This is a genomic window from Paenibacillus sp. J22FR21 (assembly GCF_056269135.1).
On the sequence record NZ_JBWDNJ010000003.1, the window covers coordinates 931,063 to 950,779 of the forward strand.

Below are 19,717 nucleotides of genomic sequence, written 5' to 3' on the forward strand. Positions count from 1 at the left end.
AATGCACAGTGCTTACTTCGATAATAGTATTGGAAAAGAATATCGAGCGAAACCTTCAGCATTATAACGATAGCGCTCGCAGATGATATAGTCTCGTGGCTGCGGATCAGCAAGCAAGGCGTTCGTCTCAATAAATGCGTTAATGACATCGCCGGCACCTTCGAAATCACCGTCTTGACTGGCTGCAACGACGCAGCTCTGAGCGGGGATGGTCATGCGTGCAAACCATGCCGGTATTCCTTCAAACGTAGACACCTCTACGGATAATAGATAAACATGCGTATTCGGGACATCTTGTCCTGCAGCCTGCGGCCACATTCCATATTGTACGGAAGCATCCATAATCTGAGGCATATGTGCGGCAAGACCAAGCAAGCTTTCTTTGGCATGACGGTACTTGCTCCCCATGTCTTGGAGGCCAATGCAAGGGATGCCGATCAATTTCATTTCCGCATGCTGGGCAAGTTGAGCCCTCTTCTCCGGCAATACTGAACTATTCAGCTGTCTCATCCAATCACCTCTAAGGAAGATTCATACATTTTTATGATAAGGGAACGTTCGTTCTTAGTCAATGGAACATAATTAAAAGGGACAGTGCAGCGAATCGTGCCCTGTCCCTTGATTTCGATTATACAAACACTTCCAGCAATAAATCAATTGCGCGATCCGCATCAACGTTAATGCAAACGTCAACCGGTGAACCGACGACAGGCTTTCTCCTCAGATCAGCAACGGTCATCCCCAGGCTAAGCTCACCTTTACACTCTACCGACAGATGCATTTGCTGCGTCTGCACGATGCCGGGCTCCAGTGCAACCATCACGGCTAGAGGGTCATGCATAGGCGCACATTGCTGCAGGGCATCCGACTGGCGGTAGAAATTGAAGTAATAGGACATAGAGCGATTCAGGAAGCTGACAATCTCACGATTCTCCGGCTTGCAGGTTTGCTCCAGCAAATCCAGATGAGATTGACGAAGCCGCGTTTGATAGGTGACGTCCAAACCGACCATCGTAATCTTCAAGCCGGATTGGAAGACGAAATCAGCCGCTTCCGGATCGCCCCAAATATTAGCTTCGGAGGTCGGTGTTACATTGCCGGGAACGTGAACAGCTCCGCCCATCACATAGAGATGCTTAACCTTCGAAGGAAGCTCAGGATCTTTCTTCAGCGCATGTGCGATGTTCGTAAGTCTGCCAAGTGCAACGATAACGAGTTCATTCTCCAGCTCATCCGCCGTGCGAACGATGAAATCAGCAGCCGGTTCGGAGATAGGACGCTGCGTTGAAGCAGGAATCTCTACATCGCCGATACCGTTTACGCCATGCACATGGGTAGGGAATACTTCCACCGTGCGAATAAGTGGCTGTGAAGCACCTTGGCTGACCGGAATTTCGTTCTCGCATCCGGCTAGCTTCAGAATTCGCAGTGTGTTCTCGGTTGCTTGGTCGACAGGAATATTGCCAAACGTGGTTGTAATCCCTACGATATCTGCCTTGCCTGACTTGATGCCATATAAGATGGCCAGCGCGTCGTCGATTCCCGTATCGGCATCGATGATCATTTTCAGTTGTTTCATTATGTAACTCCTTATTATCCAGTTGTTAAATGATGCTACAGTCCAGTATACCCTGACCGGAGCCGGAGCACCAATATTAGGATGAAAAGTGTTGAACAAATACGCAATGAAAATTAAACTTAGAAGTATTCATTCCTTACCATGTAAGGGCAAAGGAGCAGACCTAAGATGCCGAATGATCGCACGAACGTAAAACCTGAAGTTGCAGCTTATCTCGATAGGATCGGTTACCAAGGTCCGCTTGACGGCAGTGCAGCAGCGCTGTCCGACCTGCAAGAATGTCATCTGCATGCGGTGCCTTATGAGAATTTGGATATTATGAACGGCATCCCATTGTCTCTGCAAATCGATTCCCTCATGGACAAAATCATCCACCGTCGCCGCGGCGGATACTGCTTCGAGCTGAATGCGCTGTTTGGCTGGCTGCTGCGGGAGCTGGGGTATCCGGTTACGGATTTCGTGGCCCGCTTCTGGCGTGATGTCGACACATTACCGCCCAAACGGCGTCACCATGTGCTGAAGGTGGAGGCTGAAGGTCGTACATATTTAGTCGATGTTGGGGTTGGCGGAATCGTGCCGAGGCGGCCGATTGAGCTGGTTGAGAAGCTGGAGCAGACACAAGGTGACGAAGTCTACCGGATGGAGCAGGGCGGCGAGTTTGGTTGGTTTCTGTGTGAGTTGAAGCGAGGGGAATGGAGCCGGATTTATTCCTTTACCGAAGAGCCGCAGCTAGCGGGCGATTATGAGTTTGCGACGTTCTGGTGCGAGAATGCGCCGGATTCGGTGTTCAGAAAAGCGCCGATCCTCGCGATTCGAACGAAGGAAGGGCGCAATACGGTATCCGGAGAAGAGTTCCGTATTTTCGCAGGCGATGGTGCACCTGTTGTATTTCATGCAGGGACGAAGAGCGAGTTTGATGCAGCGCTGGAGAAATATTTTGGCATCAAGCTCTAGGCTTTCACTTTCCTCATTGCCAGCAGCATGCGGAAGCTAAGCACCGCGAATATCGTAATACCTCCGTAGAGCAAGAAGGCAAGCCCATAATGATGGACGTAATATTTGACATGCAGCCAGCGATCGCCAAGCAGGAAGCCGATATAAATAAAGAGCACGCTCCAAGACAGCGCACCTGTATAAGCATAGAGCATAAACGTGCTGAATTTCAGTCTCGACATCCCCGCCATATAAGCCGTAATGTGGCGAAGGCCCGGAACGAAGAAGCCCACAATAAGCAGCAGATTGCCGTATTTATTCATCCATCCTTGCGCACGTTCAATCCTAGCGGCCGAGATGTGAATTTTGGGACCGTATTTGAGCAGGAAAGGGAGACCGAATCGGATGCCGATCAAGTAGCTTAAGGTAATGCCTAAAGCCGAGCCGAGAAAGGCACATAACACGACAAGCAGCGGATGCAGGGTTCCGTTGCCGGCGAGATAGCCGGAATAGGTGAGCAGCACCTCGTCCGGGACAGGTACACCGACTATGCCAAGTGCGAGTGCGAACGTTAAACCTATATAACCATAGCGGAAAATGAGCAATTCTAATAGATATTCCAAGCGGTGCAGCCTACTTTCTTATGCGGGTTCAAGTCTGTTTCGACTCGCTTGAGTACGCTTTTGTTATATGAAAATGAAGTTGTTTTATATTTCTTCCCTTCTCATTATGGACTATACTAGGGTCGAATCCAATTTATTGAAAAAGGTGGCCATTACATTGACACGTAAATTGCGTTGGGGCGTTATCGGCTGCGCCGGAATCGCCGTACATTCCGTTATTCCGGGCACGAAACAATCCGAAACCGGCGAAGTGACAGCGATTGCAAGCCGCGATTTGGCAAAGGCGGAAGAAACCGCAGCGAAGCTCGGCATCGCCAAAGCCTATGGAAGCTATGAAGAAATTTTGAATGATGCGGATATCGATGCTATCTATATTCCACTACCGAATCATTTGCATATGGAATGGTCCATCCGTGCGATGGAAGCAGGGAAGCATGTCCTATGTGAGAAGCCAATCGCGCTTAATGCGGAAGAGGCTGCTCGCATGGCTGATGCCGCTGCGAAGAACGGTGTTCATCTGGCTGAAGCGTTCATGTACCGCCAGCACCCGCGTTATGAAGAGATTCAAGCGATTATCGCTTCCGGCGAAATCGGTGAGCTTCGCGGAATTCACGGTACGTTTACGTTCAATAACGCCGGCGATTCCAAGAACGTGCGTTACCGCAGAGATTGGGGCGGCGGTTCGATCTATGATGTAGGCTGCTATCCGATCAGCGCAGCAAGATTGCTGCTCGGTGCTGAGCCTGAGGCGGCAACCGTCCATGCTTTAATTTCCCCGGAACACGACAATGTCGATATGATGGCATCGGGTATTCTGGAATTCCCGAACAGCGTAGCTCTGACATTCGATTGCGGCATGTGGGCGGCTTTCCGCAACACGCTTGAAATCATCGGAACGAACGGACGTATCGAAGTGCCTGAAGCTTTTATCGGCAATCCTACTTTCTATGTACATTCGAAGGATGGCAAGCGTGAAGTGACGCAGCCGACACTGAATCAATATGCGCTGCAAGCAGATGAGTTTGCTCGCGTAGTATGGGGCGAAAAAGAAGCTTCCTTCACACCTGCGGATGCAGTGGCCAATATGAAAGTTATCGATGCTTGTTTGAAATCAGCTTACTCGCGTACTCGGGTTAGCATCTAATCGATCTAGGAGGTTTATAGAGCCATGAAACAAATCACAATACCCGGCGTTAAACAAGGCATCTCTCAGCTTATCATGGGATCGGACTATTTTGCACCGGAAGTTTATGAATTGGTGTCTGCGAATTTGGATGCGTTTACGGCAATCGGCGGCAACACCATCGATTCAGCCTTTATTTATTACGGCGGCAAGAGCGAGCAGGCTATCGGCATGTGGATGGAAGAACGCAAAAACCGCGAGTCTATCAATGTATGGACAAAAGGCGGTCACCCGAACCATGAGGGACCAACCGTTAATAAGAAAGCCATTTACGATCAGCTGATGGTTAGCTTAGAGCGTCTGCGCACGGATTATATTGACTTGTATGCCCTTCATCGTGACGATACGAATGTCCCGGTTGGCGAAATCGTTGAAATTCTGAATGAGCATGTCGAAGCAGGCCGTATTCGTGCGTTCGGCGGTTCGAACTGGACGACAGCTCGTCTGCAAGAAGCGAATGAATATGCGGCCGCTCATGGTCTGCGCGGATTTGATTTCAGCAGCCCTAACCTTAGCTTAGCGAAAGCACAGGAGCCATATTGGGCAGATTGCATTAGTGTCGATGATGAGATTCTGGGTTGGCATGAACGCACGGAGCTGCCGCTGCTGTCTTGGTCGGCACAAGCACGCGGTTTCTTCACAGGCCGGTTTACGGCTGAAGATCGCACGGATGCGGATTTGGTACGCGTATTCTATAATGACGACAACTGGGAGCGTTACCGCCGTGCAGAGCAGCTGGGCAAAGAGAAAGGCTTCTCGACGATCCAGATCGCGCTTGCTTACGTGCTGAACCAATCGTTCCAAACGGCTGCTATTATCGGAGCACGGAATGAAGCAGAGATGAAATCTTGTCTGGAAGCGACGACGCTCACACTGACGCCGGAGGAAGTCAAATGGTTGGATCTGCGGACACGTTAATCGAGTTATGGCCGGAAGGCGCACCGCTTGCTGCCGGAACGACCGATGAGGATCGTCCGGCGCTCACGCCTTATTTGGTAGAAGGCAGCGAGAGTGTCGTCATCGTCTGTCCGGGCGGTGGGTATGGCATGCGGGCTGACCATGAAGGAGAGCCGATTGCGCTTTGGCTTAACGAGCTTGGCATATCAGCTTTCGTGCTGCGTTACCGGGTAGCGCCTTATCAATACCCGAGTGCGCTGTATGATGTGCAGCGGGCCATTCGATATGTTCGGCTTCAAGCGGAAGAGCTTGGCTTAAACGCGAGGAAGATCGGCATACTCGGGTTCTCTGCAGGGGGGCATCTGGTCTCAACGGCCGGCACCCACTATGATGCAGGCAATTCGCAAGCAGATGATCCGATAGAACGGATGTCTAGTCGACCTGATCTTACGATTCTGTGTTATCCGGTAATTACGATGCAGTCTCCGTTTACACACGAGGGCTCCCGCATGAATCTGCTTGGTCCGAATCCGTCAGCGGAGCAAGTCGAGCTGCTCAGCAATGAGCTGCAAGTCACACCGGATACACCGCCGACCTTCCTTTGGCATACGTCCGATGATGGTGCGGTTCCGGTCGAGAACAGCCTGTTGTTTGCGATGGCGCTGCGCCGCGCAGGGGTCCCGTTCGACCTGCATGTATATGAGCAAGGCGCACATGGCTTGGGACTTGCGAAAGCAGACCCGCACGTGGCCAACTGGACAACCGTATGCGGACTTTGGCTGAAGCGCAACGGATTTTAGCAAATGGAATGGAAGAAAGCCTCTCTTGTGAGCTGAACGGTCCGCGTGAGTGTGGACGTTCCTTACAAGGGGGGATTTTTTTTGAACGATTCGGATGATTATCCCCTTCCCGCTATGTTAATCTAGTGTGGTAGTCTGTGCGATCCAAGAAGCTAAAGGAGAGTAGAAATGACGATGAGCGAGAATAGAGCTTTCGAAGGTACCTATCAGGGAGAAAAGGCAGTTTGGTTGAAATATGACCGCTACGAGGCGGCGATTCTGCCCGAGGTTGGGGGAAATCTGATCGCTTTCCGTGATGTGGCAAGCGGTACTCAATATCTACATGAACCAACAATAGACGAAATGGAATCGTTCAAAGCGAGACCGTTCATTCATGGGATTCCGGTATTATTTCCTCCGAATCGCTTCGAGGATGGCAAGTTTCCTTGGAACGGACGGACGTACCAATTCCCGGTCAACGAGCCTGCGACAGGTAACCATCTGCATGGCTTTGTACATAGCGAGACTTGGGCAGTTGAAGAATTCGGCACGACAGCCGGTGAAAGTTACGTAGTTGTTTCGCTGTTAGTGGATGAGCAAAGTGCGGTGTATACGTACCTGCCGCATAAATTCACGATCAAGCTTCGTTATGCGATCAGTGCCGACGGATTGCACCAGCATGTCATGGTTCGCAATGAAGGCGACGATGTAATGCCATGTCTGTTCGCGTTCCACACCTCGGTGAATGCACCGTTCGTTCCGGGCGGTTCTGCGCAAGACTACCGCTTGAAGCTGACGATCGGGGAGCGCTGGGAAATGAGCGAGCGCATGCTTCCGACAGGCAAACACCAGCCGCTGTCCACGAACGAAGAGCTGATGAAAGGCGAAGGCGTTTATCCATTCTTCGAGTCGCTGGACAACCATTACACGGCAGTGGCACAGAATGGCCGCAACCGGATGGAGCTGACCGACACGAAACATGGCATCACGCTCGTTTATGATGTGGGTACTTCGTACAAGCAGTGGATGATTTGGAACAACGGGGCTACGGAAGGCTTCTTCTGCCCAGAGCCGCAAATCAACCTCGTGAACGCGCCGCATGTGGACATGCCTGCTGATGAAATCGGCTTGTACAGCCTAGCTCCCGGCGAGATTTGGGAAGAGACGGGCCGTCTTTACGTGAAGAAAGCTTAATTGGCAGGTTCGATATTTTGTAAATAAGCAAAAGTCCGCATCAGCAGCCGAGTGCGCATCCTCCAGGAGGAGAGTGCGCGGGCCGCTGAAGCGGACTTTTTTATCTCGAGGAAGAAGTGCGGAGCAAGCTGTAGACATTCGTGTCATACGACCTGCCGTCTTGCACGATGTAATCTCGCAGAACCCCTTCTTGCTGAAAGCCAAGCTTCGTTAACAAGGTCTGGGAAGCTGCATTTTCCTGAAAAACTACGGCACCGATTCTTGTCAGCTCAAGCTGGTCAAAGCCGTAGGCGACGATCGCTGAAACCGCCTCCGATGCATAGCCTTTGTGCCAGTGATCGGGATGGAGCTCGTAGCCGATCTCGGCTCTGCGATGCTTGGGCATCCACGCATTGAATCCGATCGTGCCGATGATCCGGTTATCCGGGCTGTCTTTGCGCTGGATTCCCCAGCGAATACCGCGCTTCTCTTGATAATTTCGACCGAACAGCATGACGAATTCGGCGGCTTGCTCCAGTCGCTCGAGCGGTTCTTGCCCGTAATAACGCGTGACGTCAACGTTTGAGAAACAAGCAAATATCCCGGCCGCATCCGCTTCTGTTAACTCTCGTAATAGTAGTCTGTCGGTTTCTAGTCTCGGAAACAGATGAGTCCCTCCTAATCATGGCAGCGGCAGCTGTCCCTTGCGGATCGCTGACGGCGTCGAATTGCGAACCTTCTTAAACACTCTACCAAAATAAGTCATCGTGGAGAAGCCCGCACGCTCGGCAATTTCGGCGACAGGATAATCGGTATCGAGCAGCATGCGCTCGGCTTCTTGAACACGCAGCATGTGGATGTATTCGATTAACGTCTTGCCGGTGACCTGCTTGAAGATTTTGCAGAAATGAGTCGGACTTAGATTCACCATACGCGCAGCTTCGTTCACGCTGATCGATTCCTGGTACCGTTCGCGGAGCGTTTGGAGCAGATGCGATAAATCATAAGGCTTCTGCGCGCGCGTCAGAGATAAGTCCGTGTGCTGCTGGGCATAGCGAAAATAAAGCCCAAAGATCCGCAGCAGCTCCGCCTTCACGAGCAGCTCATACCCAGGCTGCTTGCCTTGGAACTCCTCCAGAAGTCTAACGAATGAGTGATTCATCTCATCCATGTAGGGGTTTGTAGTCTGCATCGAGCTTGGCCATTTCACCTGCTGCTGCAGGTAGGGCACGAAATAGTGATGCTCCGTAATATCAAGCCCGCTTCCCCGCACCAATGCCTCATTAAATACGATACAAATGAGCTCCGCATCCGGCTCTAGCGGTACGACGCCATGAAGCTGCTTGGTATTGATGAACGCGAGTTCTCCTTTGTTCAGTGGAATAAAGGAAGCATCAATTTGTACCCGGGCACGACCTTCTTTGACATAGACCCATTCCATATGATCATGCCAATGCAAATGCACGTCTTTCACAATAAACACGTTGATCGGAAAGGTGCGATCGGGAATCCACGTATTCTCTTTAAACGGACTTACCGTCATAGGGACAGCCTCCAGTCTATACGTACGATTTTACGTCATAAGTTGGTGAAATCTCAATTGGAATCGCTTTTATCACCGGAATTATCATAAGATTGTGCGAATTGTTCGCAATTTTGGTTCTGGTTTGAAGCTCATACTTTCGGTACGATAAGAGCAGAACCAGCATTTGGAAGCAATAGCATTCGGAAAGGTGATGGAACGAATCGTGAACAATATTCGAATCGGCACACTGGTCAATGGCAGTACGGCAGCAACGGTTATCCCGCAAATCATCCCGCATGGTTTCGAATCATTCGGCTTAACGTTCTGGCAAACCACGCAAGGCACGGATCTACAGGAGCTCGCTCGTCAGGTCAGAGAGCAGCTGGCAGAGCGCGACATCGTCATCTCGACGTTAGGCGTATTCGGCAATCCACTCACAGGCGCGGGCGACAACTATGATACATTAGCCAGCTGGGAGCGGTTAATAGATGCTGCAGAAGCGTTCGGCACAGACCTTGTGACCGGATTTACGGGTAGAATGCCCGGCAGCATCGATGAGTCCATGACGAGATTTGGTGAAGTATTCGGCGAACTGACCAAGCGGGCAGAGTCACGCGGCGTTCGGATCGCTTTCGAGAACTGCGATATGGGCGGCACTTGGGGGCGTGGTGAATGGAATATTGCGCATAACCCGACGGCGTGGGAAATGATGTTCAATACGGTGCAGGCGGATAACATCGGACTGCAATGGGAGCCTTGCCATCAGATGGTGAGCTTAATCGATCCGATTCCGCAGCTTCGCAAATGGACATCCAAAATCTTCAACGTACATGGAAAAGATGCTACAATCGCATGGGATGTTGTGAAGGAATACGGCATTCACGGACCGCGTGAATTTGTTTGGCATCGGACACCTGGTTTCGGCGATTCCAACTGGACCGATATTATTTCGATTCTGCGTCAAGCCGGCTACAAGGGCAGCATCGATATCGAGGGCTGGCATGATCCGGTTTACAAGGATGAGCTCGAAATGACAGGTCAGGTACATGGGCTAAATTATCTCAAACGCTGCCGCGGCGGCGACTTTGTTCCTAATCCGGTATAGAAGGAGATCGATTACTCATGAAACATCGCATTGTAGTAGCAGGTTGCGGCGGCATGTCCAATACATGGATCGATTACGCGATTGAACGGGAAAATGCTGAAATTGTCGGCCTAGTCGACATTTATGAAGAGAGCGCCAAGGCACAGGCAGCTAAACGCGGCCTGCAAGTACCGACCTTCACAGATCTGGCAACGGCCTTAGCCGCAACGGATGCGAATCTTGTATTTGATGTAACCATACCGGCCAGTCATAAACAGATCGTAACGACTGCAATGCGCGCAGGCTGTAATGCACTAGGCGAGAAGCCGATGGCGGAATCCTATGCTGACGCGGAAGAGATCGTAGCGGTAAGCAAAGAAACAGGCAGAAGCTACGCCGTAATGCAGAATCGCCGCTATAATAAGCAAATCCGTTCATTCCGCGATTTGATCGGCTCCGGAGCGATCGGGACAGTAGGCGCGATACATGCGGATTTCTTCCTCGGACCCCATTTTGGCGGTTTCCGTGACCTGATGGACAATCCGCTGATCGTGGATATGGCGATTCACACCTTCGATCAAGCCCGCTTCCTGAGCGGCGCAGATCCGGTATCGGTCTATTGCCATGAATATAACCCTCCGGGCTCCTGGTACAAAGGAAACGCATCTGCCGTTTGTATCTTTGAAATGAGCGATGGTTCGGTATTTACCTATAACGGTTCCTGGTGCGCGGATGGATTGAACACCTCATGGGAATCGAATTGGCGCGTCACCGGCAGCGAGGGTGGTGCACGCTGGGACGGAGCAACGATGCCGTACGGCGAATGCATTGACCGTTCTAAGCCGGAAGGCTTCACCCTCGAGATGAAGAGAGTGGAAGGCAGTCAAGAATGGAGCGGGCGTGAAGGTCATTTCGGCTGCATGGATGAAATGTTCGCTGCGCTGGAGGAAAATCGTCCGGCCGAAACGAACTGTCATGACAATATTAAGAGCGTTGCGATGGTATTCGGCGCAGTCGAGAGTGCGCGATTGGGACAGAAGATTAAATTGTAATATACAAGCTGGAACGAAGAGAGAGTCTGCCACTATGGCGGCTCTCTTTTTTATTCGGTTAGAGTCCTCCCATTCGATACATAATAACGGAAAAAACCATCCAGCGGAGGTATAACTATGACTTCAACTCAAAAGCATACTTTGCCAACGCTATCACATACCCTGCATGAGTTCGAGGACTGCAGTGATCTCATTCACCACACGATTCCTAACCTCGGGGTTGATCTTGTTTTTATCGGCAACCTGATAGCAGGGGATAAGCTGTACAGAGATTTGATCAATTTGATCGAAACTGCGGATCAAGAGCAGATGCAGCAGTTCGTAAAGCACTCGAAATTTGTTCCGATGACAGACAGCAAAGAACTCATTGTCAGCATTTTATCCGGGCGAGCAGCTATATTCTATGAAGGCAACGCTTATGTCGTCGATGTTTCCGGCAACGAAGGGCGCTCGGTTTCCCAATCGGAACAGGAAACAACGATTACAGGGCCTCATGACGCATTCACTGAGGATGCCGGTGTCAGCCTTGGTTTGCTTCGCAAGCGGATCAAAAGCTCCCATCTTAAAGTAATTAAGCTCTCCGTAGGAGAAGTTACCAAAGCTGATGTTTATGTGCTCTATATCAAAGACTTAGCCGATATATCGTATATCAATGAGCTCAAGAAACGAATCGAGGACATTGAAATCGATGCCGTGCTGGATACAAACATGCTTATTCAGCTTATTGACGATAGTCCTTACGCACTTTTCCCGCAAATATTGACCTCTGAACGTCCCGACGCTATCGCTTCCAAGCTTGTAGCCGGACGCGTGGTCGGATTGATGGACGGAAGTCCGACGGCATTCAGCATACCCGCTTCATTCGTTGAATTCTTCTCCTCTTCCGACGATTATTACATGCGCTGGATGCTCGGCTCGGCGACGCGAATATTAAGGTTCATTGCCCTCTTCATCACGATGATCTTCACGGCGCTCTATGTGTCGGTCACAACCTATCATTACGAAATGATACCGCAAAACCTCATTTTGACTCTGGCGGAATCCCGCAGCAGGGTGCCTTTCCCTCCCGTGTACGAGGCGTTGCTGATGGAGCTTACAATCGAGCTACTCCGAGAAGCCGGCGCCAGATTGCCGACAAAAATCGGGCAAACCATCGGTATCGTCGGCGGTATCGTTATCGGACAAGCCGGCGTGCAAGCAGGTTTAACCAGTAATATTCTCATTATTGCAGTTGCTTCCTCGACCATTGCTTCATTCGTTATCCCGAACTATACCATGAGCGCTTCGATACGTCTCATCCGATTCGGTCTGATCTTGTTGGCCGGATTCTGGGGGAATCTCGGACTGGCACTGGGCCTGGCTGCTGTCATTATTCACCTGAGCGGTATGACCAGCTTCGGTTCTTCTTACTTGACTCCGATCGCACCTTCTCAGCCCAGCGAGTGGCGTGATGTGCTCTTCCGTGCTCCATTCAACAAACTGTACTACCGTCCTTCTCAGACGCGGACGAAGAATAAGATCAGAAACAAGATGAAGAGGTGAGCTGCCTATGAATGGGTCAGAGAAGCTGTCTGCATTTCATATGACCATACTTGTCTACATGATGCAGTTTGGAGTCGTTATCTTCATGCTTCCGCAGATGCTCAGCAAAACCTTCGGTACGAATGGGTGGATTGTACTGCCCGGCTATGGGCTGATTGTCATCATCAATTTGCTGCTGATCGGGGCTGTTTATAAGCTCGGCAAGGGTAAATCGATCTTCGATATTTTGGAACATGCGATTCCCAGAATGCTGTTGATGCCGCTTTATTTGTTTCTTGTCGGCGTGTGGGCTATGCTGGGTTGTTTGGTTGGCAAGGAATACGTGCTTATTTTTCAAATGCTGGCCTTTCCTACGACTAATCCGATGGTGTTCAAGCTTGTCATGGATGTGCTGATATTCTGGTTGATGATCAAAGGGCTGTACAATATTTCAAAAGCCGCCACGATGTTCTTCTGGTTCTCAGTGTGGATGCTGCTGCTGGTGTTTTTCTTCTACGGCGAATTCAGCTTTGCGAGGTTAACGCCGTTCTTTCTTAAAGGCGGAACAGGCTCTTTGGCAGACTTTGTCGGCATATATTCGGCCTATCTCGGCTATGAGCTAGTGATGCTTACCTTTCCTTCGACCGATGCCAAGACTAAATTTCTCCGCTCAAGCATCCTCGGCAGTCTGCTGACAACGATAATCTATACCTATATTTGCTTTGTCGCATTCGGCTTCTTAAGCCCGAAACAATTGAACCGAATGCTTTATCCACTGCTGGACCTCATGGCGTATATAAAATTCCCATTCGTCGAGCGGCTGGAGAGTTTATTCTGCGGGTTCTTCCTATTCACAACTGTGTTTACAGTCGTCATGTATTTATGGTCGGCAAAGGAGACGGGCCGCAGAATATTTCCGAAAATGAAAGAAAATGTGCTTGCCGGCATCATTGTGCTGCTGTGCTATATTGTCGCCTATGTCCCTGACACGATAAGCGATGTGCAGACATGGTTCAAGGTGTTCAGTGCCGTGGAGTGCATCATTGCGTTTACCTTGCCGCTGCTGCTCATTATAGTGTTGGCACTCACGCGGGAGAAAGTGGCGTCCGCATGAAGCTGAACATGAGAAAAATAATGCTGCTGCTGGTTACACTGACTGTTGCAATGACCTTAACGGGCTGCGGCGATCAGCGGATTCTCGAGAAGCTCGGTTTCTCCCAAACGAGCAGCTATGATTTGGTGGATAACAATAGGCTTGAGATTGCCGTTTCCATGCCGAAGGCGGATCCGCAGGCACGTACGCAGCGCGAGGTGCTGAGTGCGATCGCAGCGAGCGGGAAGGAGGCCAGAACCAAGCTTGCGAAACTGACCAATCTGCTGCTGGTCAGCGGTCAGCTGCGTAATGCTTTATTTAGTATGACACTTGCAAAAAGCGGAATGATCAAGCATTTGGACACTTTTCTACGTGATCCTTCTATTTCTCCGCGGCTCAAATTATCCATCGTGAACGGGAATGCCAAACAGATGCTGCAAAAGGATTATAAGCAGCATCCCATTACCGGTAAATACATCGATGGCATTCTGGAAAAGGAAGCGATGGGAAGGACGATTCCCTTAACGTCGCTCTACTCCTTTACACGAGATCTATATGATGACGGAATTGATCCCGTTATGCCTATTCTCAGAGATTCCGGTGAGCATATTAATATCGACGGAGTGGGCTTGTTTCGAGATGATCGATACATAACGATGATTCCTGCTAAAGAAGGGCTCATCTTTGCATTTCTAAGGGGTTCCTTCAAACAAGGAGAGGTCAGCGTCCAATTGAATGGCAAGCAGAGTACGGGCGATACCATTATGTTCAGCTCTCTCATAAGCCGCCGGAAAGTGAAGATTGGCCGTGGTTCAACCGGAGCTCCTTCGATTCACATTCATATTAAGCTCAAAGGATCGGTGCTTGAATATACCGGTAAGCTCTCGCTCGCTGAACCTAGTGACCGGAAACGAATTGAGCAGCAGGTTGCGAAGAAGCTGACCGAGCGGGGGCAGAAGTTGATTGCGTATATGCAGAAGAACCGTGTTGACAGCCTTGGAATGGGCATTCCGATACGTAACCATATGAGTTATGCCGCTTGGAAGAAGCTGAACTGGCCGGAATCTTATCCTTCAGTAAAGGCAACTTGCAGCTTCACTGTGATCATAAATAATACCGGGAAGGCTGAGTAAACAGAAGAAGCCGAATCAAGCAAACAAATAGAAAAATGCAGCAATGTTCCGGCGGCCGACGATTTTCTATACTGAGAATAGGAGGGGAGTGCCTGCGATGGAGATAAGAAAGCAGGCTGGTCGGCATGCAGGAAAGGAGGGAAGCGGCGTCCGCAAGTGAGCGGCTGGAAACCGAAGTATTAGCATATGATCCGAGAGGGAGTGTATGATATGTTAACCGGTTTACGCGTAGGTTTGAGAAAGCGGCGGTTCAGCTCGTTACTGCTGGCCTTCGCCATCATGATGGGGGCACTTGTCATTCCGCAGCAAGCATTCGCAGCAGATTACACCGTGCAGAAATGGCAGACTGTCGAGATTTCATTAACCAGCTCCAAGACGTACACAAACCCGTTTCAAGATGTGGATGTGACCGCGACTTTCAGCGGGCCCGGCGGAGTTACGATTACCCGTCCGGCTTTCTGGAACGGCGGAGCCGTTTGGAAGGTTCGATTTGCCCCGACGGTGACCGGTGCTTGGACGATGACGACAGCCGCAAACGATACGACGGATACCGGATTGCATAATGTAACGAAAACGATTCAAGCCGATGCCTATACCGGAAGCCAAGCGATCTATCAGAAAGGTTTCCTAAAGGTAAGCAGCAATGGGCGCTACCTCACGTACAATGACGGCACACCGTTCTTCTACTTAGGCGATACGCATTGGATTTTGCCGCATGAACGGTTCTCGACCTCAAATAAATCAGGGGTTGCCTCACAGTTCAAATATGTGGTGGACAAACGCGTAGGCCAAGGGTTTACTGTGTATCAATCCGAGCCGATCTGGCAGCCGCATGGCGGAGGCACGCATACGGGAGCGGATGAAGAAGCGGTAGCGAACCTCAGCGATGGTTTCTCGAGCACAGACTTGCCCGGGTTTGCTAACTTGGATCAGAAATTCAAGTATATCGCCGATCAAGGACTCGTCCATGCCAATGCGCAAGTAACTTGGGCACTGGATCCGGCGAGTTACAGTGGTGTATATACCGATGCCTACATGGCACGAGTCGCTAAATATTGGGTTGCGAGATATGGCTCCTATCCGGTGATCTGGACGATTGCACAGGAGATTGACCGCAACATGTACAACAACTACAACACGACGACGATGAGCAAATGGTATGCCGTCGGGCAGAGCATTTCGGATAATGATGCGTATAACCAGCCGCTTATGCCGCATATGGAGAATACCGGCACATCGGTTGCATCGAACTCCACTTGGGCGAGCAAAGCCTATCATGACGGCTGGGCGGTTCAATGGCAAGGAGATATGACCGGCATGAGCACGGCGAAGGACTTCTGGAACTTTGCGACAGCCAAACCTTCGGTCATGTATGAAAGCGCATACGATGGCTTCTGGACAGATTCTCGCGGTGCACTGGGCGCTGCGTACAAGTCGTTCCAGTACGGTATTTACGGGTACGGGTATGGAGCTTCGGGCACATGGAACGATGTGTATTCCGTATCAGGTGCTGCAGATGATTTCGGGACCGGCTATGAGCTCCCGGCGCGGTATACCTGGTGGTATGATGGCGCGAATTATGTGACGGGTGACCAATTGACGTATTTCAAAAGCTACTATACGTCGCTGGAGTGGTGGAAGCTCGTTCCTCGATTCGATGATGCCAGTTGGGGAGCATTCAGCGATACTTCGAGGTCGCTGTTATCCTCCGACGGTAATTCGGTGTATTCGGTATTCTTCTTTAACGGCACAACCAGCACCGGCACATTGAAGCAGATGGATAACGCATTCCTGTACAATGCCCGTTGGTACAATCCGAGAACCGGCGGTTACACCACGATTAGCAGCAGTGCGCAGGCTTCATCCGGACAATGGAACATACCGGCCAAGCCGGACTCGAACGATTGGGTGCTGCTAGTTCAGAAGACGTCGACGCCTACGCCTAACTTAACGAATCTGGCGCTCGGCAAGACGTATTCGAGCTCCTCCTCGTGGGATGCGAATCAGCAAGCGCCGAAAGCCTTCGACGGCACAACGGCGACGAACTGGCAGGCATGCAATACTTGCTGGAACGGCCAGTGGCTGGAAGTGAATTTTGGTGCGAACACCACCTTCAATAAAGTGGTGCTCACCGAGTATGACAGCCGGACAACAGGGTATCGGATTGAATACTGGAACGGTTCTACATGGCAGACTGCCTATACCGGTACGAGTATCGGCGCGAGCTTCGTGCCGAAGACGATTACGTTCAGTGCAGTGACAGGCAGCAAAGCCAGAATATATTTCACCTCGGGAACGGCGAATGCTCCGATTATTTATGAATTCGAGGTTTATTATGATGTTCCGAACCTAGCGCTCGGCAAGACGTATTCCAGCTCCTCCTCGTGGGATGCCAATCAGCAAGCGCCGAAAGCCTTCGACGGCACTACTGCGACAAACTGGCAGGCATGCAGCGGCTGCTGGAGCGGCCAGTGGCTGGAGGTCAACTTCGGTGCGAATACCACCTTCAATAAAGTGGTGCTCACCGAGTATGACAGCCGAACGACGGGATACCGCATCGAGTATTGGAACGGCTCCTCGTGGGTGACAGCTTACACGGGCACGACGATCGGAGCAAGCGGCGTGCCGAAGGTCATTACGTTCAGTGCGGTAACAGGCAGCAAAGCCCGCATCTATTACACGTCGGGAACCAGCTATGCGCCGATCATCTACGAGTTTGAGGTTTATAATCAGTAAAAGTACGTTAGATAGAAAGGCCGGGTGCCTCGCTGGTGGCGAGGTACCCGGCCTTCTTGATTAAACAATATTAGGTGCGTCCACGTTCGGATCGGTATCCGCTTCATAATCGACGCCTTCGGTTTCGAAGCCGAACAGCTGGAAGAACTCTTGGCGATAGCCTTCAAGATCCGAGAGCTGCTCAATGTTTTCCGTCGTAATGGCATCCCAAATCTTCGCCACTTCTTCTTGAACATCCTCGCGAAGCTCCCAGTCGTCAATGCGAATGCGGCCTTCCGCGTCCAGCGGAACCTCGCCGCCCGCATATAGGCGCTCGGTGAACAAACGGTAGGTTTGCTCGATACAGCCTTCGTGCAGCCCTTTCTCCTTCATAACCTTATAAAGTGCGGAGATATAGAGCGGTACAACAGGGATCGCGGAGCTGGACTGCGTTACCAGCGCTTTGCTGACGGTAACGAATGCACGGCCGCCAATTGCAGCTAGTTGTTCACTGAGCTTCTTCGCTGTAGCTTCCAAATGATCTTTAGCTTGACCGATGCTGCCTTCACGGTAAATCGCTTGCGTAATCTCCGATCCGATATACGAGTAGGAGATCGTTGTTGCGCCTTCTGCGAGCACGCCGCCTTGCTGAAGCGCATCAATCCACATTTGCCAGTCGTCGCCGCCCATAACCGTTACTGTATCTTGAATTTCCTGCTCAGTGGCAGGCTCGATCGAAATCGTTGTCACTTCGCCACTATGGAAGTTGACGGTCTTGTTGGTGTATGTCTCGCCAATTGGCTTCAGGACGGAATTTGACGTTTCGCCTGTCTTCGGATCCGTTCTGCGAGCGGAAGCGACGCTGTATACGACCAAGTCAACTTGGCCCAGCTCCTGCTTGATCAGGTCAACTGCTTTGTGCTTCGTCTCATCGGTGAAAGCATCACCTGTCACGCTGAACGACTTGAGGCCTGCTTGCTGCGCTGCCTGTTCGAATGCAGCGGAGTTGTACCAGCCAGCCGATGCCGTGCGGTTCGCTTTGCTCTCGCTTTGGCGGTAGACGCCAACCGTATTAGCGCCGGCACCGAATGCCGCGACAATACGAGCTGCGAGCCCATAACCCGCCGATGCTCCGATGACGAGCACGTTGCGAGGCCCGGAGATGGCTGCGCGTTCTTTGACATAATGAATTTGTTCCTGCACTTGAAGGGCACAGCCCGTTGGGTGAGCGGTCGTGCAGATAAAACCGCGTGTTCTTGGTTTGATAATCATGTGTGTCTGTTCAATTCCTCTCATACGGTTGTCTCGTATTAGTAAGTATAGGCAATACTCAATGTTCTGATAGTACCTTTATTGAAGCGAATCCGCAACATAGCAGGCATAAAAAGAACGGCCCCCGTCACCTTTCATGTGAGGGTAAGCCGTTCTTCGTTTATTTCTTCTGGCCGATCGGCATCATCATGCCGTTGTCCATGCCCATCATGCTGACGCTGCCGTCCGTGTCATCGCCTTCGTATAGATAAACCTCGGTGCCGAATGCAGGCTCGGCATAAGGAAGATGAGTGCGGCCGCGTGCGAGAATTTGGCGGTAGTTGCCGGAATCGCCTTCGTAGCCGTCATGATCCCAAGGTACCCAGGAGCGGGCATTGCAATAGTGACAGACGTAGGAGCGGCGGAAGCGGTCTGTTGTCTTATTCGGAAATGACCTGTGAAACAGATGCGAATGGAAGAATAGGACGTCGCCCGGCTGCATAGGAACGGAGATCGGAGGTGGGTATTTGGCGACCACCTTCGATAAGGTGTTCACTTCATCGTCTAGATGGCTCACGTTCTGAACACCGTTCAAATTCGAGAAGGCATCCAAGGCGTGCACATTGCCGCCGCCCATACCGTCTGGCGGATAGATCGGTTCGTGGTTGGAGCCCGGAGCTACCCAGAGGCAGCCATTCTCCTCGTCGACTTCTTCGAGCGCGATCCATGCGCCGATCAGCGTGTCCGGATGGGTCTTGATATAACAAGCGTCCTGATGCCAGCCCTGACCGCCGCGGCCGGGTGGATTCAGGAACATCATGGATTGTACGGCATATACATCCGGTCCGATTAGCGCTTCGGTGACATCGAGGATGCGTGGGTTCAGCAAACCGCGTTCAGCGGCAGGTTCAATGCGCGAGAGCATATGCACGCGTGTAGCATCTAGGAATTCTTCGTCCAGCGGATTATGGCTGTGGGATTCACGAGCCGGTTTCTTATTCTTCGTTCTTGTATTCTCGGCAAGCTCGTAGAGCTCGGCGATGTCTTCTTTTGACACCAAGCCTCTTACAATGAGGTAACCGTTGCGATGATAATGCGCATATTCCTCCACACTGACCAAATAACGGTCAACCCGCTCACGGGACTTAGGCGTATAGTAAGTTGCCATCGATTCTA

General features: G+C 51.1%; 18 protein-coding genes. 11 read left to right on the top strand and 7 right to left on the bottom strand.

From position 1 onward, the window contains the following. Nucleotides 1-12: 12 nt before the first annotated feature. Nucleotides 13-510 (bottom strand): AraC family transcriptional regulator, encoded by a 498-nt coding sequence (locus AC0YNS_RS14690; RefSeq protein WP_475781728.1) that lies wholly within the window; start codon nt 508-510, stop codon nt 13-15. A gap of 118 nt (nt 511-628) precedes the next feature. After that, entirely contained in the window at nt 629-1,579 is a 951-nt protein-coding gene (locus AC0YNS_RS14695; RefSeq protein WP_475781729.1) for a nucleoside hydrolase, read from the bottom strand. A 168-nt stretch (nt 1,580-1,747) separates the two neighbouring features. On the opposite strand from AC0YNS_RS14695, the gene AC0YNS_RS14700 reads away from it, so the two are divergent. Continuing rightward, complete coding sequence (locus AC0YNS_RS14700) at nt 1,748-2,533, top strand: arylamine N-acetyltransferase family protein (RefSeq protein WP_475781730.1); 786 nt, start codon at nt 1,748-1,750, stop codon at nt 2,531-2,533. Here AC0YNS_RS14700 and AC0YNS_RS14705 read toward each other — a convergent pair. Beyond that, nucleotides 2,530-3,135 (bottom strand): DedA family protein, encoded by a 606-nt coding sequence (locus AC0YNS_RS14705; protein ID WP_475781731.1) that lies wholly within the window; start codon nt 3,133-3,135, stop codon nt 2,530-2,532. The two genes, AC0YNS_RS14700 and AC0YNS_RS14705, sit on opposite strands and share 4 nt — an antisense overlap. 157 nt (nt 3,136-3,292) lie before the next feature. On the opposite strand from AC0YNS_RS14705, the gene AC0YNS_RS14710 reads away from it, so the two are divergent. The 4 genes from AC0YNS_RS14710 to AC0YNS_RS14725 all read left to right on the top strand — a co-directional run bounded on the left by AC0YNS_RS14710 (nt 3,293) and on the right by AC0YNS_RS14725 (nt 7,188). After that, entirely contained in the window at nt 3,293-4,279 is a 987-nt protein-coding gene (locus tag AC0YNS_RS14710; protein ID WP_475781732.1) for a Gfo/Idh/MocA family protein, read from the top strand. Between the two features lie 24 nt (nt 4,280-4,303). Next, nucleotides 4,304-5,236, top strand: a complete 933-nt coding sequence (locus AC0YNS_RS14715; RefSeq protein ID WP_475781733.1) for an aldo/keto reductase — start codon at nt 4,304-4,306, stop codon at nt 5,234-5,236. Next, on the top strand, nt 5,212-6,015 hold the full coding sequence (locus AC0YNS_RS14720; RefSeq protein WP_475781734.1) for an alpha/beta hydrolase: 804 nt from the start codon (nt 5,212-5,214) through the stop codon (nt 6,013-6,015). The genes AC0YNS_RS14715 and AC0YNS_RS14720 overlap by 25 nt, the downstream gene beginning before the upstream one ends. A 174-nt stretch (nt 6,016-6,189) precedes the next feature. After that, complete coding sequence (locus AC0YNS_RS14725; RefSeq protein WP_475781735.1) at nt 6,190-7,188, top strand: aldose epimerase family protein; 999 nt, start codon at nt 6,190-6,192, stop codon at nt 7,186-7,188. Between the two features lie 100 nt (nt 7,189-7,288). Here AC0YNS_RS14725 and AC0YNS_RS14730 read toward each other — a convergent pair whose 3' ends face one another. Continuing rightward, nucleotides 7,289-7,834, bottom strand: coding sequence for a GNAT family N-acetyltransferase (locus AC0YNS_RS14730; protein ID WP_475781887.1), 546 nt, complete (start codon nt 7,832-7,834; stop codon nt 7,289-7,291). Nucleotides 7,835-7,849: 15 nt separating this feature from the next. Continuing rightward, complete coding sequence (locus AC0YNS_RS14735) at nt 7,850-8,710, bottom strand: helix-turn-helix domain-containing protein (RefSeq protein ID WP_475781736.1); 861 nt, start codon at nt 8,708-8,710, stop codon at nt 7,850-7,852. A 193-nt stretch (nt 8,711-8,903) separates the two neighbouring features. On the opposite strand from AC0YNS_RS14735, the gene AC0YNS_RS14740 reads away from it, so the two are divergent. The 6 genes from AC0YNS_RS14740 to AC0YNS_RS14765 all read left to right on the top strand — a co-directional run bounded on the left by AC0YNS_RS14740 (nt 8,904) and on the right by AC0YNS_RS14765 (nt 17,311). Next, the gene (locus AC0YNS_RS14740; RefSeq protein WP_475781888.1) at nt 8,904-9,797 is read left to right on the top strand and encodes a sugar phosphate isomerase/epimerase family protein; all 894 of its coding nucleotides are present in this window, start codon (nt 8,904-8,906) and stop codon (nt 9,795-9,797) included. A 17-nt stretch (nt 9,798-9,814) separates the two neighbouring features. Next, nucleotides 9,815-10,828 (top strand): Gfo/Idh/MocA family protein, encoded by a 1,014-nt coding sequence (locus AC0YNS_RS14745; RefSeq protein WP_475781737.1) that lies wholly within the window; start codon nt 9,815-9,817, stop codon nt 10,826-10,828. 117 nt (nt 10,829-10,945) lie between these two features. Further along, nucleotides 10,946-12,370 (top strand): spore germination protein, encoded by a 1,425-nt coding sequence (locus AC0YNS_RS14750; protein WP_475781738.1) that lies wholly within the window; start codon nt 10,946-10,948, stop codon nt 12,368-12,370. Nucleotides 12,371-12,377: 7 nt separating this feature from the next. Continuing rightward, nucleotides 12,378-13,463 (top strand): GerAB/ArcD/ProY family transporter, encoded by a 1,086-nt coding sequence (locus AC0YNS_RS14755; RefSeq protein WP_475781739.1) that lies wholly within the window; start codon nt 12,378-12,380, stop codon nt 13,461-13,463. Further along, nucleotides 13,460-14,575 (top strand): Ger(x)C family spore germination protein, encoded by a 1,116-nt coding sequence (locus AC0YNS_RS14760; protein ID WP_475781740.1) that lies wholly within the window; start codon nt 13,460-13,462, stop codon nt 14,573-14,575. The genes AC0YNS_RS14755 and AC0YNS_RS14760 overlap by 4 nt, the downstream gene beginning before the upstream one ends. Before the next feature lie 210 nt (nt 14,576-14,785). Then, nucleotides 14,786-17,311: a discoidin domain-containing protein gene (locus tag AC0YNS_RS14765; protein WP_475781741.1), complete on the top strand. Its 2,526-nt coding sequence runs from the start codon at nt 14,786-14,788 to the stop codon at nt 17,309-17,311. A gap of 60 nt (nt 17,312-17,371) precedes the next feature. Here AC0YNS_RS14765 and fabV read toward each other — a convergent pair whose 3' ends face one another. Both fabV and AC0YNS_RS14775 read right to left on the bottom strand, forming a co-directional pair. Next, a complete protein-coding gene (gene fabV / locus AC0YNS_RS14770; protein WP_475781889.1) occupies nt 17,372-18,562 on the bottom strand; it encodes an enoyl-ACP reductase FabV in 1,191 nt (396 codons plus the stop codon). A gap of 160 nt (nt 18,563-18,722) precedes the next feature. Then, nucleotides 18,723-19,709 (bottom strand): phytanoyl-CoA dioxygenase family protein, encoded by a 987-nt coding sequence (locus tag AC0YNS_RS14775; RefSeq protein ID WP_475781742.1) that lies wholly within the window; start codon nt 19,707-19,709, stop codon nt 18,723-18,725. Between the last annotated feature and the right edge of the window lie 8 nt (nt 19,710-19,717).

Excerpts from the sequence above, each read along its gene's own strand:
- AC0YNS_RS14690 (WP_475781728.1), bottom strand. The coding sequence starts at position 510 with ATGAGACAGCTGAATAGTTCAGTATTGCCGGAGAAGAGGGCTCAACTT.
- AC0YNS_RS14695 (WP_475781729.1), bottom strand. The coding sequence starts at position 1,579 with ATGAAACAACTGAAAATGATCATCGATGCCGATACGGGAATCGACGAC.
- AC0YNS_RS14700 (WP_475781730.1), top strand. The coding sequence starts at position 1,748 with ATGCCGAATGATCGCACGAACGTAAAACCTGAAGTTGCAGCTTATCTC.
- AC0YNS_RS14715 (WP_475781733.1), top strand. The coding sequence starts at position 4,304 with ATGAAACAAATCACAATACCCGGCGTTAAACAAGGCATCTCTCAGCTT.
- AC0YNS_RS14720 (WP_475781734.1), top strand. The coding sequence starts at position 5,212 with ATGGTTGGATCTGCGGACACGTTAATCGAGTTATGGCCGGAAGGCGCA.
- AC0YNS_RS14725 (WP_475781735.1), top strand. The coding sequence starts at position 6,190 with ATGAGCGAGAATAGAGCTTTCGAAGGTACCTATCAGGGAGAAAAGGCA.
- AC0YNS_RS14735 (WP_475781736.1), bottom strand. The coding sequence starts at position 8,710 with ATGACGGTAAGTCCGTTTAAAGAGAATACGTGGATTCCCGATCGCACC.
- AC0YNS_RS14740 (WP_475781888.1), top strand. The coding sequence starts at position 8,904 with ATGGAACGAATCGTGAACAATATTCGAATCGGCACACTGGTCAATGGC.
- AC0YNS_RS14745 (WP_475781737.1), top strand. The coding sequence starts at position 9,815 with ATGAAACATCGCATTGTAGTAGCAGGTTGCGGCGGCATGTCCAATACA.
- AC0YNS_RS14750 (WP_475781738.1), top strand. The coding sequence starts at position 10,946 with ATGACTTCAACTCAAAAGCATACTTTGCCAACGCTATCACATACCCTG.
- AC0YNS_RS14755 (WP_475781739.1), top strand. The coding sequence starts at position 12,378 with ATGAATGGGTCAGAGAAGCTGTCTGCATTTCATATGACCATACTTGTC.
- AC0YNS_RS14760 (WP_475781740.1), top strand. The coding sequence starts at position 13,460 with ATGAAGCTGAACATGAGAAAAATAATGCTGCTGCTGGTTACACTGACT.
- AC0YNS_RS14765 (WP_475781741.1), top strand. The coding sequence starts at position 14,786 with ATGTTAACCGGTTTACGCGTAGGTTTGAGAAAGCGGCGGTTCAGCTCG.
- fabV (WP_475781889.1), bottom strand. The coding sequence starts at position 18,562 with ATGATTATCAAACCAAGAACACGCGGTTTTATCTGCACGACCGCTCAC.
- AC0YNS_RS14775 (WP_475781742.1), bottom strand. The coding sequence starts at position 19,709 with ATGGCAACTTACTATACGCCTAAGTCCCGTGAGCGGGTTGACCGTTAT.